Source organism: Paenibacillus baimaensis (assembly GCF_025567575.1).
The window spans coordinates 269,086-284,431 of record NZ_JAOQIO010000077.1; the positions used below are offsets into that span (position 1 = coordinate 269,086).

The window sequence follows — 15,346 nt, forward strand, 5'->3', positions numbered from 1 at the left end:
CACTATGGCGATGGACAAGTCCGGGAGCAAGGAAGCACAAGATGCCAAGCCACTGCGCCATGGTTATACGACGGGCTCTAACGCGGCGGCGGCGACCAAGGCCGCTTTAACGGCGCTAATCACGCAGGACGAGCAGACGGAAGCTACGATTCATTTGCCAATCGGTCAAGATGTGACATTCACGATAGTACGCTGCGAATTTACGTTAGAGCGGGCGGAAACCGAGGTGATCAAGGATGGTGGGGATGACCCGGATGCGACTCATGGCGCGCGGATTATTGCTGAGGTTACATGGCGGGACGAAAGTGGTATTGAGCTTGATGGCGGTATTGGCGTCGGACGCGTTACGAAGCCGGGCTTACCCGTTGAGGTTGGAGAGGCGGCAATCAACCCGGTTCCCCGCAAAATGATTCGTCAGGCAGCAAACGATGTGCTGAAACAGTTTGAGGTGGACCGCGGAGTACGAGTCGTTATATCAGTCCCGGACGGCGAGGAAATCGCCAAAAAGACTTTGAACGGCAGGCTTGGCATCCTCGGTGGTATCTCTATCCTCGGTACGCGGGGGACGGTGGTACCTTTTTCTACAGCCGCCTATAAAGCAAGTGTGGCTCAGGCTATTCGGGTCGCTGTCAAATGCGGCTGTGAGCACATCGTGCTATCCACAGGTGGACGGACGGAGAAGTATGGCATTGATATGTATCCCGAGCTGTCTGAGGAAGCTTTTGTGGAAATGGGTGATTTTGTCGGATTTGCCCTACTGCATTGCAAGCGACAAGGCATTAAGCGCGTAACGATGGTTGGAATGATGGGTAAATTTTCCAAAATCGCGCAAGGTGTGATGATGGTGCACAGCAAGAGCGCGCCGATAGATTTTGGTTTTCTCGCCAAGGTTGCTCTGGAGGCCGGAGCCACGGAGGAGCAGGCTGAATTGATACGGGGTGCGAACACGGCGGCTTTGGTCGGTGATTGGATGCAGGCATGGGGATACCCTGGTTTTTTTGAGCTATTGAGCAGCTATTGCTGTGACATGGGCTTGAAAGAAGTGGGGGGCGGTATGGAGCTGGATACCGTAATTATTTCGATGAAGGCCGTACTGCTCGGAAGTGCACGGAGAATAGGTGCGGAGGATAGGTGAAAATTGAGCTGCGCGGGGACTAGGTGAACAGTACCGCTGCGCGACCGAAGTGTTCTTCCGATCACTGTTGTTCCCGAATTTTTGTGATTGTATAAGACATGTGATGGTTAAAATTCGGGAACAAAGGTGAACGCTGACGCTTCTCCAGAACACCACGGTCACTCCGCTCGTTATTCACCGGGCTTTTTTAAAAATAGAAAGAACATGCGTTTTCCTTAAGATTATGGTTACGTAATGTTTTCAAGAAGACGATAAGCGATTCCAAGCGTTCCTCTGGAACGCTCTAAAGTCCGATGAATCAATAGCGGAGTGGGCGGAATCATTCTGGAGAAGCGAAGCGTTCGCTTTTGTCTCTGGATTTCTACTGCTAAATGTCTTGTACCATCAAGAAATCTGGAGACAACAGTGATCGGAGGAATGATCCGCACGCGAAGCGGGACCTATTCATCAGTACTTTAAAGAAGTCAGCGTTGCTGAAGCAACGCTTTAAGACTATGCTTACGAAGTTAGCATTCCATTGGAACGCTTTAAGGAGACTAAACAATGAGCGGACAACAACCGCATGTACAAATAACGAAGCCCAAAGTGATCGGCATAGGCGATAACGGAAGGGATAGCCTGCTGCCTCTGTATGCAGATTGGATCGACAGCAGTGAGCTGCTGGTCGGCGGTGAGCGTCAGCTGCAATTTTTCCCTGACCATCAAGGAGAGCAGTTGGTCATTAAAGGTGGTTTGAGCGAGCTGGCAGCCCGCTTGAAGACAGAGTCGGAGCAAGGACGCAGTGTCGTGGTACTGGCCTCGGGCGATCCGCTTTTTTACGGGATTGGCGGGTATTTGAGCTCCAAGCTGGCGGTTGAGGTGTTTCCGAATCTGAGCTCGATCCAGCTTGCTTTTGCACGAATGGGGGAGAGCTGGCAGGATGCCGAGGTTGTGAGTGTTCACGGTCGGAGCATAAAGGGCTTAGCTCAGCGCATTGACGGGAAGAAAAAGGTAGCGCTGCTTACGGATGAAACGAACAGTCCGCAGGAGATTGCCCGCTATTTGCTCGCTTTTGGTATGACGGAATATCGTGTATTTGTTGCGGAGAACCTGGACGGACCGAACGAACGTACGGGCTGGTATGAGCTGCATGAATTGGCTGATCAGGCAACGGAAGCTTTTTCGCCACTCAATGTCGTTATTTTACGTCAAAGACCAGGTGTTTCCACCGCAGATTTGCCTGATTGGCCGTTCGGTATTGACGATGAGTTGTTTGCTCAGCGCAAGCCGGATAAGGGTCTGATCACCAAGAAGGAGATCCGTGTTCTGAGTCTTGCCCAGATGGGACTTCGGTCTGACAGCATCGTCTGGGATATTGGAACGTGTACCGGTTCGGTAGCGATTGAAGCAGCACGCATTGCCAGACAAGGCGCGGTATATGCAATTGAAAAGAATGAAGCGGATCTCGCCAACTGTTTGGAAAATATGACGCGTTTCCGCGCTGATATAACAGCAATTCAGGGGCGCGCACCACAAGGTTTGGAGACTTTTGCCGATCCTGATGCGGTGTTCATAGGAGGCAGCGGTGGTGAAATGAAAGAGCTGCTGCATGTGTGCTGCACGCGACTTCGGCCCGGAGGCAGAATCGTGCTTAATGCAGTGACGATTGAAAACTTATATGAGGCTAACCGAACATTTGCTGAGGAAGGATTTGCTACGAATATTACTTTGGCACAAATTTCGCGGAGCAAGCCGATTTTGGATATGACCCGATTTGAGGGACTTAACCCTGTTTATATTATAACGGCCCGGCATCAAGAGCCGGAGAGTACAGCAGTAAAGGAGACGAAGGCAGTTGAGTAACTTAGGTATTTTGTATGGCTTGGGTGTTGGGCCCGGTGACCCGGAGCTGATTACGGTAAAGGCTTTCCGGCTTCTGAAGGAATCCCCGGTTATCGCATATCCGCGCAAAAAGCGGGGAGCCAAGAGCTACGCCTTAGCGATTACTGAGCTTTATGTCAATACGGAAGAGAAAATTATGGTTCCGCTGATCTTTCCAATGACGAGAGACCGCGATGCTTTGGAGCTGCAATGGAATAAAACCGTGGATGCGGTATGGCAGCATTTAGAGCAGGGCAAGGATGTTGCTTTTGTCACTGAGGGCGATCCAATGATTTACAGTACATTTATTCATTTGATGAGGTTAATGGCGGAGCGACACCCTGAGGTGAAGATCGTATCCATTCCGGGCATCTCCTCTGTGAATGCATCAGCCTCACGACTGGGGCTGCCGATGGCGGATGGTGATGAGAAAATCGCCATTATTCCGGCTACGGATGACTACGATAAAATGCGGTATGCAATCGAATCCCATGATTGTATCGTATTTATCAAGGTGGCCAAGGTGATTGATCTGATGCTGCGTGTGCTAGGTGATCTTGGTTTGGTTGATAAGGCATCCGTGCTGACCAAAGTAACCTCATCCGAAGAAATGATCTGGCGGGATATTCGCGTGCTGGAGGGCCGTGAGCTGGAATACTTAACATTAATGGTGGTGAGAAAATAATGGATAAAATCTATATTATTGGAGCCGGTCCCGGCGATCCGGACTTGATTACGGTTAAAGGCTTACGTTTGCTGCAGGAGGCCGATGTTGTTCTTTATACAGATTCATTGGTTAATGAGGACCTGATTGCCAAGGCCAAGCCGGAAGCGGAGATTTTGAAAAGCGCGGGTATGGATCTTAAGGAAATGGTCGATATCATGGTGGATCGCGTACGTCAGGGTAAAATGGTTGCCCGTGTACATACTGGTGACCCGGCCGTGTTTGGTGCCATTATGGAGCAGATTGCGCTGCTCAAAAAGGCAGGAGTCGGGTATGAGGTTATTCCCGGGGTCAGCTCTGTATTTGCCTCAGCCGCGGCGATTGGTGCCGAGCTGACGATCCCTGAGCTGACGCAGACCCTGATTCTAACCCGTGCTGAAGGCCGGACGCCTGTACCTGAGCTGGAAAAGCTTAAGGACCTGGCGGCCCATCACTGCACGCTTGCCTTATTCCTTAGTGCCACACTGGTCAAAAAAGTCGTTGGTGATCTGCTGGAAGCAGGCTGGAGCGAGGATACGCCGGTTGCTGTTGTGCAGCGTGCCACTTGGCCAGATCAGCTCATCGTGCGTACGACAATCGCCAATCTGGATCAGGACATGCGTGCGAATGGGATTCGTTCCCATGCAATGATTTTGGCAGGGTGGGCGCTGGACCCGGATATTCATAGCAATGAAGAGTATCGCTCCAAGCTGTACGACAAGGAATTCACGCATCGTTTCCGCAGAGGAGTGAAGCCCTCATGATCAGCTTAGTCGAGGGTCAATTTCCACAAATTGAGCAAAATGGCGATTACGCGATTATAGCTATTACGAAGCACGGCGTCGAGCTTGCCCGCAAGCTGCAGCAATCATTTTCTCATTCAGATTTGTATTATATGTCCAAGTTTGCGCGCGGCGACGAAGCGGAGCTCGGTATTCAGCTGTTCGAAGGCAGTGTAAGAATGCTGTTCCCTGCTTTATTTCCAGCCTATAAAGGCATCATCACGATCATTTCCCTGGGTGCTGTGGTTCGAATGATAGCCCCCTTGCTGGTTGATAAGAAATCCGATCCCGGCATTGTCGTCATCGATGATAAAGGGGAGCACGTAATCAGCATGCTATCCGGCCATTTGGGCGGCGCGAATGAGCTAACCCGCGAGGTAGCTGCGGCCATCGGTGCCAGAGCTGTAATTACAACTGCTTCCGATGTGCAAAAAACGATAGCCGTTGACTTGTTCGGCCGCCGCTTCGGCTGGGTATGGGAATCCGCGGCGAAGCTGACTCCGGTCAGCGCCTCAGTCGTTAACGAAGAGCAGGTTGCCGTCGTGCAGGAGTCCGGTGAGCCGGGCTGGTGGCTGCATGATTCTCCCCTGCCTGCGACCATACGAGAATATACGTCTGTCGAGGCTGCACTTGCCGCACAGCCGCAGGCAGCGCTTGTTGTCACGCACCGTGTACTGTCTGAGTCTGAAGAGACTATACTAACCAATGGTGTGTTGTATCGTCCGAAGGTGCTTGCACTTGGCATCGGGTGCAACCGCGGCACAGCTGCCGAGGAAATTGAGGCGGTGATCACCGAAACCTTGGCTGAATTGCAGTTCTCGATCAAGAGCGTCAAGGCCATCTGCACGATTGATCTGAAGAAGGATGAGGAAGGCTTGCTTGCTGTCACTCACAAGTACAGCTGGCCGCTGGTGACATACACCCCTGAGCAATTAAACGAAATGCATATCGAGGCGCCCTCCGATACCGTACATAGGTTTACTGGCGCATATGGCGTCAGCGAGCCTGCAGCGAAGCTGTATTCAGGAGCATCCGAGCTTGCTCTGACCAAGAAGAAGTCCGGCAACGTGACGATTTCTGTCGGTCTCATCGATTTTGTGAAGATGGCCGAGAAGTCTGCACAGGAGGCTGTTGTGGTTAACGCACCAGATGCTTCAAAAGAGGTATCCACAGCAGCATCATCGGCAGTGAACAACAATCAAGCCGGGGTACAAGCCGATGGCCGATAGAAAAATCGTAATTGCCGGAACCGGAAGTGGTGTCGGTAAAACTACACTAACCATTGGTTTGATGGCGGCTCTTCGTAATCTCGGTCATCAAGTCCAAGGCTTTAAATGTGGACCTGATTATATCGATCCTACGTTTCATACCGCTGTAACCGCGCGCAGCTCACGTAATCTCGACAGCTACATGCTGTCTCACGATACCGTTAAGGAAATTTATACAAGAGCTAGCCATGACGCCGATATTTCGATCATTGAAGGGGTTATGGGGTTCTATGATGGTAAAAACCCGAAAAACAACGAAGGCAGCACCGCCGAAATCAGCATGCTGCTGGATGCGCCTGTTCTGCTGGTCGTGAACTGCCAGAGCATGGCGCGCAGTGCTGCTGCTATCGTCAAAGGCTTTCAGTGTATGGAGCCGCGGGCACGAATTGTCGGTGTGATCGCCAACAGAGTAGGCAGCGCCAATCATCACCGGATTGTGAGTGAGGCGATTGAGCAGGAATGCGGCATTCCGGTGCTTGGGTATTTGCTGCGCGACGATCAACTCTCAATGCCGGAGCGCCATCTGGGTCTCGTTCCTTCTATAGAGAGAGGAGAGCTGCAGCCGTTTTTTGACAGCTTGTCGACTTTAATCTCGAGTACCGTCGATGTTCAGCGCATTTGGGAGCTGGCGGAATCTCCTCAAGTTGAGCTCTCAGAGGACAGCCTGCGAATATTTATGCCAGTAGATAGCTTACCGCAGCCGCAGGTTACGATTGCTGTTGCCAAAGATGCAGCCTTTAACTTTTATTATCAGGAAAATATCGAGCTGCTGGAAGCAAATGGAGCCAAGTGCATCTATTTCTCCCCTCTTGCTGGTGAGCCGCTTCCCGCGGGTGTGCATGGTCTGTATCTTGGAGGCGGTTTTCCAGAGGAGTTTGCCGACAAGCTGGCCGCGGATGAAGCCGAGCACGTACGTCAGTCGATTCGCGAAGCGATTTCCGGTGGGCTGCCTACGCTGGCAGAATGCGGAGGATTCATGTATTTGACGGATTCGATAGCGAATACGAATGGTCAAACCTATCCGATGCTGGGACTGATTCCTGGTACCGTCCGCATGCAAAAGAAGCTCGCTGCTCTTGGTTATAGGGAAATTACCGGCACTGAAGGCAACTTCCTGCTGGGAGCTGCGGATAAGGCCAAAGGCCATGAGTTTCATTATTCTACGTTTCAACCCGGAGTGGCGGCAGATAAACAGACTGACGCACAGTCTCATGACAGCCAATCGGGGAGCATAAAGGCGTCAAATCCCCAACCAGAGATGGCGTTGCGTCATGCGTATGTAACGAAGGGACTGCGTGGGACCAAGCCGGAAGGCTATCTGAACGAGCAGGGAAATTTGATCGCCGGATATACACACATTCATTTTGCATCGGAGCCAGCTTTAGCACAACGGTGGGTAGAACAATGCAAGCAGTATAAGCAACTTAAAGAACATTAAAGCACAATCCAATGAGAGGGGAATCATGAATCATGTCTGTTATGGAACTGCTGCGCAAGCGGCGTGCAACTCGAAATGTTCAACCCATTGAAGTCGAAGATGAAAAAATCGATGCCCTGCTCGAAGCAGCGGCATTAGCGCCTAACGACAGACTGCGCGAGCCTTGGCACTTTTATGTGATCCGCGGTGAAGCCAAGCAGCGTTATGAGGCGCTGGCATTTTCCTATTTGGAGGAGCGGTTCCCAACCAAACCGAAGCTTGTCGAGGAGTCATTGAAGGTGCTTACCGCGACACCACTCGTCATTGTAGTAACGTCCGATGTGATCCCGAATGATCCTGCATCGTCCAAGGATAATGAATATGCCACAGCTTGTGCAATTCATTCCATGTGGCTTGCCGCAGGGGAGCTGGGACTTGGTTTTGTATGGCGGACTCGTGGGATAGGTCTGGTCCATGACGAACGGATGCATGAGTTTATCGGTTCACCTGAAAATAAAAAGGTTATCGGTACTGTGTTTATTGGATATCCGATTGATGAGCCTGCAGCAACTGCAAGAACACCTCATCGGGATAAGACGACATTTGTACAATAAGCTTTGTCTAAGTTGGGGCATTACTAAACGTCTGTATGACACAACGATCCTCATGAATATGTATGCTTAAAAGCGGTGATACCGGGCTAGGGGTGGTTTATACTGAATTGGGTAAGCTGCCTAATTTCCTGATGTTATGGTGGTAACGAGTTTGTTTCTTGGGCTTCTGCCACTCCCTTTCACGGGTACACCACCTCTACGCATATTTGCTCAGCAACAATTTTACAATGTTTACCCAGAAAGGAGGCGTAAGGAAATGAAAAAGCAGTGGGTGATATGGGGGAGTATTGGAGGCGTTGCAATCTTATCAGCTGCCTTGATATTATCGAGCGATAAGATTATAAAAGGTATTGCTCAGATAAACCAGCCGGTACCTGTAACTGTACCTGTAACTGTACCGGAATCCGCGAAGCCATTGCAAGGAGTGCCGTCCACACCTGCTTCACCTGTTGCGCCTTCGAAGACGACAACTGTCCCTGGAACCCAAGCCCCAAAGGCATCAACAAGTTCGACTTCAGCACCAAAAGCATCTTCTACTGAAATCGTCCCGACACAAACAGAAGTCATGACCACATCACCTACAGTTGCTCCCAAATCGGTTCCTAGTGTGTCCTCCAAGGCCCCAGCAGCGGAATCATCATCAGCCTCTAAAGCTTCCCCGACGCCAAACGAAGCTAAGGCTCCTTCCACAAAAGAAGTCACATCCACAACAATCACAGCGCCTACGGCTCCTGTGGCTCCAGTAACGCCAATTGCCCCCATACATGAGCACAAGTAACGGTTGCTAGAATCAGTTCCAGATTTAACGACACCACTGTAGATGTCCAACCGATCAGGGTTCTGCAATCCGATCGGAAGCTGCATAATGGGGTCCAATAGCTTCGGGTACATCGCCGAGTTTCTGATGTGCTCCCCAGGTTTCCCCCCCCCATATGCGCATTTGCAGGAGCACGGGTTTGTACGCTCTTCCTTTATCAGTTAATGAGTATTCCACGGTTATAGGTACTGTAGGAAATACTTGGCGTTGAATGACATTATGCTGCTCGAGATGACGCAGTACATCTGTTAAAGACTTGATACTAATCCGATCTACATTTCGTCGCAATTGGTGAAAACGATGTGGTCCTTGAGTTAGGGCAAAACTATCGAAATCGCTGGGGATGGGTTGACGCCACCACAGATCGCTGCTGCAATAAGTCGTCGTACTATTCCCTACGTTCAGATTCCGCTCGAAACGATTCGGCAGCATAATGAAATTTTAGCCCGTTTGTATCAATGGTTAAACGACGAAGGCTACGAAGTGGATATTGCTGCTGCGCGCAAGCTGCTCCCGCAATTAATGGATTTTAACACCTGGCTGGAAAAGCAGGGAAAGGCGAAATTTGAAGCACTCCTCCGTACGCAGCACACCTGAAATCACTGAACAGCAGCGATGCAGCCCATTGTTTGAAAGTATCCAATAAACAACAAAAGATCCGCGCATCGAGCGTGGATCTTTGTTTATGCTTTCCCAAGGTAAAACCAATTTAAGCCGCCTCTTTAGCGCCTGCTCGCTGTTTCATTTTATCAAATCTTCCCGGACCGGACAGTATGCCTGCCAGAACCCCTATTACAGCAAAGATGATAGCAATCATAAATCCATGATTAATCGCCGTACCGAGCGAGTCACGTAAGAACTCACGAATTTCCTGAGGTATGCTAGCGGCTGCACGGACTAACAATTCGGGATTGGCCAACGTATCGATTTTATCAGCAGGAATGTGGTGAGCCTCTGATCCATCCCGTATCATTTGTGCTAGCTGATTGTTTACGATAGTGGCAGTCAAGGTCGCTCCGAGTATACCGCCAATATTACGCCAGAAGCCAACAATGGACGAGCTGATACCGATGTAACGGGGGTCAACACTGTAAGCAACAGCATTTTGCGCTACGCTCATCAACGGGCCAACGGCACCAAACCCAAGCATAACCATCAAAGAAATCATATAAACAGTGGAGGCATCATGAGCAACCCTGCTGAGCAGAAAGGTAACAACGATGCCCATCAGCATGGATACGATGATCAACGACCGGAAGGAGAAGCGCGTCTGCAGGCCTCCGAATACAACGGCCCCAACCATCAGCGAGAACATCATCGGTGTCAGCAAGCCATTGGAGTTCGTGTTGCCAAGTACAGCTACAGAGAACATAGGCAAATAAGTAATGGCTGAGAACATAATGGCACCTTGGCATAAGCAGGCAATACTCGTACCGACAATCATGCGGTTGCGAAATAATTGCAGCGGCAGTATCGGTTCTTCGGCTTTTAGCTCGGTAAGGACGAACAGGAACGTGCCGATCACAGCAGTTGCGAAAAAACCGATAATTGGCCACGATGCCCAAGGGTAGCTTTTGCCGCCCCATTCCAAAGCCAACATCAACGAAATCGTGGAAACGATCAACAGAACGGTACCCAGATAATCAATCTTAGGCTTACGGTCTGAACGTGATTCCTTCAAAGCGATCAGCAGTACGAGAAAGGACAAAGCGCCAAGCGGCACATTGACGTAAAAGCACCAACGCCATCCCCAGTAATCCGACAACAGCGTGCCAATCTGTGGACCCGCAACGGAGGATATACCAAAGATGCCAGCAAAAACACCGGAAAGCTTGGCAGCCTGCTTCGGATCAGCGAACATCGTGTAGATGATCGTAAAGCTGATGGGGAAGAGAGCGCCTGAACCGATTCCCTGCAGTGCACGAAACCAGATTAACTGATCGATATTTTGCGCGAGACCGCATAATGCGGAGCCGAGAAGAAAAATAGCAATGCCAATTAAATAAAATCGTTTTCGACCGAATAAATCGGACATCTTCCCAAACACTAGCATCGTACTGGTAGCCGCCAGCATGTAGGCCGTAAAAACCCAGCTCATTTTATCAAATCCACCGATGTCCTTAATGATGTGGCTGACGGCAGCTGAGGTGATCGTATTATCAAGCGATGCCATCAACAACCCAAGTGCCATAGCCAGCAAAATAAATCCGTTCGTCCGCTTACTCATGTGATGGCGCCTCCATATTGTTGTTAATTGTACGGAGTCGTGCAATACCATCCTGCAGCACCTGGACCTGGCTCCGTATATTGCCGATACCAATCTGGATACATAACTCCTGAGTGGGACTCATGTTGGGGCCCATACGTTCATAGTCATTTTCCAAACTGAGCAGCTCCGCCTGTGACCGCTGTAAAGCATTGTTTATCCAACCAGCGACCATTTGTGGATCAGCTAATTCTCCAAAAATAAGACGAACCATGAAATCGGAACGAAGCACATTTTCCTGGATGTCGCTTTCTAGATAGCTCTGGAACTTCACCCTTCCTTGCTCGGTAATCGAATATATATGCTTGTTGGGCTTCCCTTGCTGGACAACGTTCTCCTTTGTAATTAATCCTTCCTTTTCCAGCTTGCCAAGCGTAGGGTAAATTGTGCCGTAGCTCGCATCAAAAAAGTAGGAAAATAAATTCTCAAACTTTTTTTTGATATCGTAGCCGGATTTTGGTTCAACTGCCAAAATTCCAAGTATTACATCTTGACCTGTCATAAACGGTATGCCTCCTTGATAGCTAATAAATATATTATAAACGTATGATATATATCGAATCAATATATAAACAAATGATACAAGTATATTTTTTTTGTAAAATAAATAATGAATTGTCTCTGCCGTTCTTTGCGCTGCAGCACATTTTGATAGATAATAGAAAGGGAATTTTATTACGACAACAAGCAACATTGAGAGGATGATAGGCATGAGTCAAGCTTCAGTTCAAAATGTACAATTTTACGATGAGCCGGCCATTCAATTAAATGCCGGAGGTTATCAGGCAGTTATCGTTCCGGGTCGGGGCGCTAATATGGTTGAACTGAGCCGTCCTGAGGAAGGCCTGAGCTTTTTACGCATTCCGGGTACAATCGAACAGCTTCGCGAATCAGGTCAAAGATACGGGATACCGCCTTTGTTCCCACCTAATCGGATTGAAGGGGGAAAGTTCTCCACACCTCATCGCGATTACACATTTCCACTTAATAGTTCGGATGGCAAGGTGTTTATGCATGGAATTCTCCATAAAAGACCGTGGCAGATCCAATCATCCAGTGTTCGTGAGGACGGGTCAGTTGAGGTTAGCCTATTGATGAATATGAATCGCGATGGCGATATGTTTGCCTATTATCCGCATGAATTTACATATGTATTAACTTATTTCTTATCGGAGCACGGTCTTGAACAGCAAATTCGGATTACAAATCTGAGCGATGAACCGATGCCATTGGGTGTAGGCTTTCATACTGCACTTAAAGTTCCCTTTCATCAAGAGGGTCAGGAGCAGGATTACACGCTGCGGGTATCCGTCGATAAGCAATGGGAGCTGAATTCGGAGTTTCTGCCTACGGGAGTATTATTACCGTTGGACGAAACGGACCGGGAGCTGCGTCAAGACGGTATTCGACCTACTGGCGAAGCTTATGCGAGGCATTTGACCGGGAGAGCTATCCAGCATAAGGGCTCAGACTTCTACGGAGCGGTTCTCACGGATCAGCAGCGACAAATCAGTCTGGTTTATGAGGTGGACCCATCCTTTGGGCATTGGACAATATGGAATGATGACGGTGTGAGCGGATTTATTTGTCCCGAGCCTCAGACCTGGGCAATCAATGCTCCTAATATATCTTTACCGGATGAAATTACCGGATTCCAGCTGCTGGCACCTGGTGCGGAATGGACCGCTTCAAGCCGGCTGTACGTTGAACACCAATAAACTCGGTATAATCTTACGAAGCCCGCTGCCGTTGTATGATGGCCGCGCAGCGGGACTTGCTCATCGGATATACAAAGGAGGGAACACTGATGACCTTACAAGTAGGATTCGTTGGAACCGGGGGCTTTACGCGTTTTCATTGCAATCTGTTAAGTAAAATGGAAGGTGTGCAGGTACGCGCCTTTTGTGCAACCCGCTTGGAAAAGGCAGAGCAGGCTGCGGTTGATTGGAACGGTGCTGTCGGTTATGACTCACTGACCCATATGCTGGATCAACAGAAGCTGGATGCCGTATTCGTATGCGTCCCCCCCATGGCGCACGGAGAGATTGAATATGCGCTGATAGAACGAGGGATCCCCTTTTTGCTTGAAAAGCCGCTCGGTCTGGACCTCTTGCAGCCTGCGGACATAGCCAGTCGTATCCAAGCCAAGCCGCTTATTACCTCAATCGGTTATCATTTTCGTTATATGGATTCCACACAAAGGGCGCTTGAGCTTTTAAAGAGTCGTACTGTAGGGATGGCTCTCGGGTATTGGATGGGAAGTATGCCGAAGGTTCCATGGTGGCGCAGACAGGACGGATCAGGCGGGCAATTTATCGAGCAAACCTCGCATATGGTGGATTTGCTGCGTTATACGATGGGCGAGGTCGAGGAAGTATATGCAGCTTACGCCAACCGTGTGATGCATGAGAAGGAAGATGGAGTTACGACACCCGATGTCGGTACTGTAACGATCAAGCTGGTCAGCGGAGCGGTAGCGACAATTTCGAACACCTGCATACTGCCGGGCTCAGGTCCGATTGGGCTGCATGTGTATACGGATCAAGGCGTGCTGGAGCTGTCCGACAAAAGCTTAAAGGATATCGGTCGAGCATCTGTATGCGAGTACGCGAATCAGAACGATCCTTATATTCGTGAGCATGAAGCTTTTTTTCATGCGGTACGAACAGGTGACACGTCACGTATTTTATCAATCTACGCGGATTCCCTGCGGACGCAGACTGTAACAACAGCCGCCTTGCATTCGGCCGCATCCGGCTTACCAGTGCGCCTTGATGAATTTAGCGGATAACTCAACAGAGCTTCGGACTCGGGCTAGCCTGGCATGGGAAACGAGAGGAGTATGCTCTTAAGCATGGACACCATTACACATACATTATTCGGACTCACCTTATATGCAGCAGTGAACAAGGCAGGCTTATTGTTTACCAAACTTATTCCTTAAAGATTTTAGAATGAATGGATATATTGATGTTGGGTACGGTGGTATCGGCGACCGTCATTATGATATTTTCTGGGGCCTCTGGTCTTTGCAATTTAACCTGAAAAGTAATGACCATGCCAAACGGTTCATTAAGGCTTATGGCAAACTATTGGTCGATCAAGATCGGCTTCGACTTTGTGGGCTTCTGTCTGCCTTTAACGGTTTTAGGGGTCAGGGCTATTATGAATATTATACATCCGACTGAACTCTAACGTAACACAATAGTTCATTAAACAATCAGGACGAGGCTGCCGGCACAAACCGGAGGCCACGTTATGCCTAACGAGCAGTTATGCGTGGTGCTTTGTTGAACTTTGTTGGGGGGATTATTCTTTATTTTTCCATTATGTGTTGTGAACGGGAATGGGTAATATGCATCGCATCCTGTGGTTCGATGAGCAAGTGAGGTATGGCAAATACCCTAACAGCGGGCATTTGTCAGAACGGTTCGAGATCTCTGTGAGGCAGGCTTGCCGGGATATCGAATATTTAACAAATACGTTGGGGGCGCCATTAAGTTACAGTGCCAAACGACGTGGGTATCGCTATGAAGACCAGACCTATGTACTCCCAGCACTCTTATTGACGGCTGAGGATGTGCGGATGATCAAGGACCTCATTATCCACCTGGAACAAACGGCAGCCGTATTCGGTGTCACCCGCTTCTTGGAAGGGTCTATTGCGTTGTTGCAGCGAATCATAACGCAATTATCATATGACGACGAAACATAAAGAATCGGTGAATGGCACTATCAATATAACGCCTCCCAGATAGCCTCTCGGCATTTGCCAAGGCAGGTAGGACAAGAGTTTTCTCGTCTCACCATTAATCCAATCCTCCCAAAATTGTCGGAGGATTTTTTTGTTCCTACTTCTTGAACTGGAAATTTATTTGTGAAATTGGGCTTCAATTTGTCGAAAACACTTGACTTTTCAGGGACACCTTGAAAGCCTAAAGAGATTTAACATCGGCACGAACTATCTGCATTTCGGCGGCGGAAACTACGGCAAATGAAGTCTTGGCCGGGACATTAAGGTATAATAAACTATGTAAAAGGACGCAGAGGTTCTGATGAGATACTGGGATACGATTGTTGTAGTTTGGAGTGCAACTTGAAAAATAAAGGAGGCTGTATCGATGAGTGTCAGCTTAAACTGGATTTCAGCAGGCAATTTGGAAGCGCTTAAACAAGAGGGCGCAAAGGTTATACGAAGCGGTATCGTTGTTTTTTATCATGAAGACCAAGTATATGCGGTGGACAACCGCTGCCCACATTTAGGCTTTCCGCTCCATATGGGGAGCTTGTGCAACGGGATATTGACGTGCCATTGGCATCATGCCCGGTTTGACGTCTGCAGCGGCGGTACGCTTGATCCGTGGGCGGACGATGTTCCGTCGTATGGAGTGCGGGTCGAGGGCGGCGAAGTGTGGGTAAATCCGGTTTCCAGAAGAGCTGAAGGCGCGGAAAAATATAAACATAAACTGAAAGAAGGACTCGAG

Annotated in this window: 17 protein-coding genes; 13 read left to right on the forward strand and 4 right to left on the reverse strand. The window is 49.3% G+C overall.

The features are described 5' to 3' along the window. The first annotated feature begins 10 nt into the window (after window positions 1-10). The 7 genes from OB236_RS19070 to OB236_RS19100 all read left to right on the forward strand — a co-directional run bounded on the left by OB236_RS19070 (window position 11) and on the right by OB236_RS19100 (window position 7,779). The gene (locus OB236_RS19070; protein WP_262685420.1) at window positions 11-1,135 is read left to right on the forward strand and encodes a cobalt-precorrin-5B (C(1))-methyltransferase; all 1,125 of its coding nucleotides are present in this window, start codon (window positions 11-13) and stop codon (window positions 1,133-1,135) included. 543 nt (window positions 1,136-1,678) lie between these two features. Further along, the gene (gene cbiE, locus OB236_RS19075) at window positions 1,679-2,977 is read left to right on the forward strand and encodes a precorrin-6y C5,15-methyltransferase (decarboxylating) subunit CbiE (protein ID WP_262685421.1); all 1,299 of its coding nucleotides are present in this window, start codon (window positions 1,679-1,681) and stop codon (window positions 2,975-2,977) included. After that, entirely contained in the window at window positions 2,970-3,680 is a 711-nt protein-coding gene (gene cobI / locus OB236_RS19080) for a precorrin-2 C(20)-methyltransferase (RefSeq protein WP_262685422.1), read from the forward strand. The genes cbiE and cobI overlap by 8 nt, the downstream gene beginning before the upstream one ends. Next, on the forward strand, window positions 3,680-4,462 hold the full coding sequence (gene cobM / locus OB236_RS19085) for a precorrin-4 C(11)-methyltransferase (RefSeq protein WP_076233332.1): 783 nt from the start codon (window positions 3,680-3,682) through the stop codon (window positions 4,460-4,462). The genes cobI and cobM overlap by 1 nt, the downstream gene beginning before the upstream one ends. Next, window positions 4,459-5,709: a cobalt-precorrin 5A hydrolase gene (locus OB236_RS19090; protein ID WP_262685423.1), complete on the forward strand. Its 1,251-nt coding sequence runs from the start codon at window positions 4,459-4,461 to the stop codon at window positions 5,707-5,709. Before cobM ends, OB236_RS19090 begins: the two co-directional genes overlap by 4 nt. Further along, window positions 5,699-7,186 carry a cobyrinate a,c-diamide synthase gene (locus tag OB236_RS19095; protein WP_262685424.1) on the forward strand — a complete coding sequence of 496 codons (1,488 nt, stop codon included), beginning with the start codon at window positions 5,699-5,701 and terminating at the stop codon, window positions 7,184-7,186. The genes OB236_RS19090 and OB236_RS19095 overlap by 11 nt, the downstream gene beginning before the upstream one ends. A gap of 32 nt (window positions 7,187-7,218) precedes the next feature. Next, entirely contained in the window at window positions 7,219-7,779 is a 561-nt protein-coding gene (locus OB236_RS19100; protein WP_262685425.1) for a nitroreductase family protein, read from the forward strand. 354 nt (window positions 7,780-8,133) lie between these two features. Here OB236_RS19100 and OB236_RS19105 read toward each other — a convergent pair whose 3' ends face one another. Then, entirely contained in the window at window positions 8,134-8,670 is a 537-nt protein-coding gene (locus OB236_RS19105; RefSeq protein ID WP_262685426.1) for a hypothetical protein, read from the reverse strand. Next, window positions 8,612-9,028 carry a winged helix-turn-helix transcriptional regulator gene (locus tag OB236_RS19110; protein WP_262685427.1) on the reverse strand — a complete coding sequence of 139 codons (417 nt, stop codon included), beginning with the start codon at window positions 9,026-9,028 and terminating at the stop codon, window positions 8,612-8,614. Before OB236_RS19110 ends, OB236_RS19105 begins: the two co-directional genes overlap by 59 nt. On the opposite strand from OB236_RS19110, the gene OB236_RS19115 reads away from it, so the two are divergent. Beyond that, window positions 8,945-9,193 carry a hypothetical protein gene (locus OB236_RS19115; RefSeq protein WP_262685440.1) on the forward strand — a complete coding sequence of 83 codons (249 nt, stop codon included), beginning with the start codon at window positions 8,945-8,947 and terminating at the stop codon, window positions 9,191-9,193. The two genes, OB236_RS19110 and OB236_RS19115, sit on opposite strands and share 84 nt — an antisense overlap. A gap of 112 nt (window positions 9,194-9,305) precedes the next feature. Here the strand turns inward: OB236_RS19115 and OB236_RS19120 are convergent, their stop codons facing one another. Beyond that, on the reverse strand, window positions 9,306-10,823 hold the full coding sequence (locus OB236_RS19120; RefSeq protein ID WP_262685428.1) for a DHA2 family efflux MFS transporter permease subunit: 1,518 nt from the start codon (window positions 10,821-10,823) through the stop codon (window positions 9,306-9,308). Further along, window positions 10,816-11,364, reverse strand: a complete 549-nt coding sequence (locus OB236_RS19125; protein ID WP_262685429.1) for a PadR family transcriptional regulator — start codon at window positions 11,362-11,364, stop codon at window positions 10,816-10,818. Before OB236_RS19125 ends, OB236_RS19120 begins: the two co-directional genes overlap by 8 nt. Before the next feature lie 208 nt (window positions 11,365-11,572). On the opposite strand from OB236_RS19125, the gene OB236_RS19130 reads away from it, so the two are divergent. From OB236_RS19130 to OB236_RS19150, 5 genes are all read left to right on the forward strand, one after another. Continuing rightward, the gene (locus tag OB236_RS19130) at window positions 11,573-12,580 is read left to right on the forward strand and encodes an aldose 1-epimerase (RefSeq protein WP_262685430.1); all 1,008 of its coding nucleotides are present in this window, start codon (window positions 11,573-11,575) and stop codon (window positions 12,578-12,580) included. 89 nt (window positions 12,581-12,669) lie between these two features. Then, window positions 12,670-13,653: a Gfo/Idh/MocA family protein gene (locus OB236_RS19135; protein ID WP_262685431.1), complete on the forward strand. Its 984-nt coding sequence runs from the start codon at window positions 12,670-12,672 to the stop codon at window positions 13,651-13,653. 163 nt (window positions 13,654-13,816) lie between these two features. Next, window positions 13,817-14,050: a protein kinase family protein gene (locus OB236_RS19140; RefSeq protein WP_262685432.1), complete on the forward strand. Its 234-nt coding sequence runs from the start codon at window positions 13,817-13,819 to the stop codon at window positions 14,048-14,050. 167 nt (window positions 14,051-14,217) lie between these two features. Continuing rightward, window positions 14,218-14,577: a hypothetical protein gene (locus OB236_RS19145; protein ID WP_262685433.1), complete on the forward strand. Its 360-nt coding sequence runs from the start codon at window positions 14,218-14,220 to the stop codon at window positions 14,575-14,577. A gap of 406 nt (window positions 14,578-14,983) precedes the next feature. Next, window positions 14,984-15,346: Rieske (2Fe-2S) protein (locus tag OB236_RS19150; protein WP_262685434.1), on the forward strand; the 363-nt coding region annotated here is incomplete at its 3' end.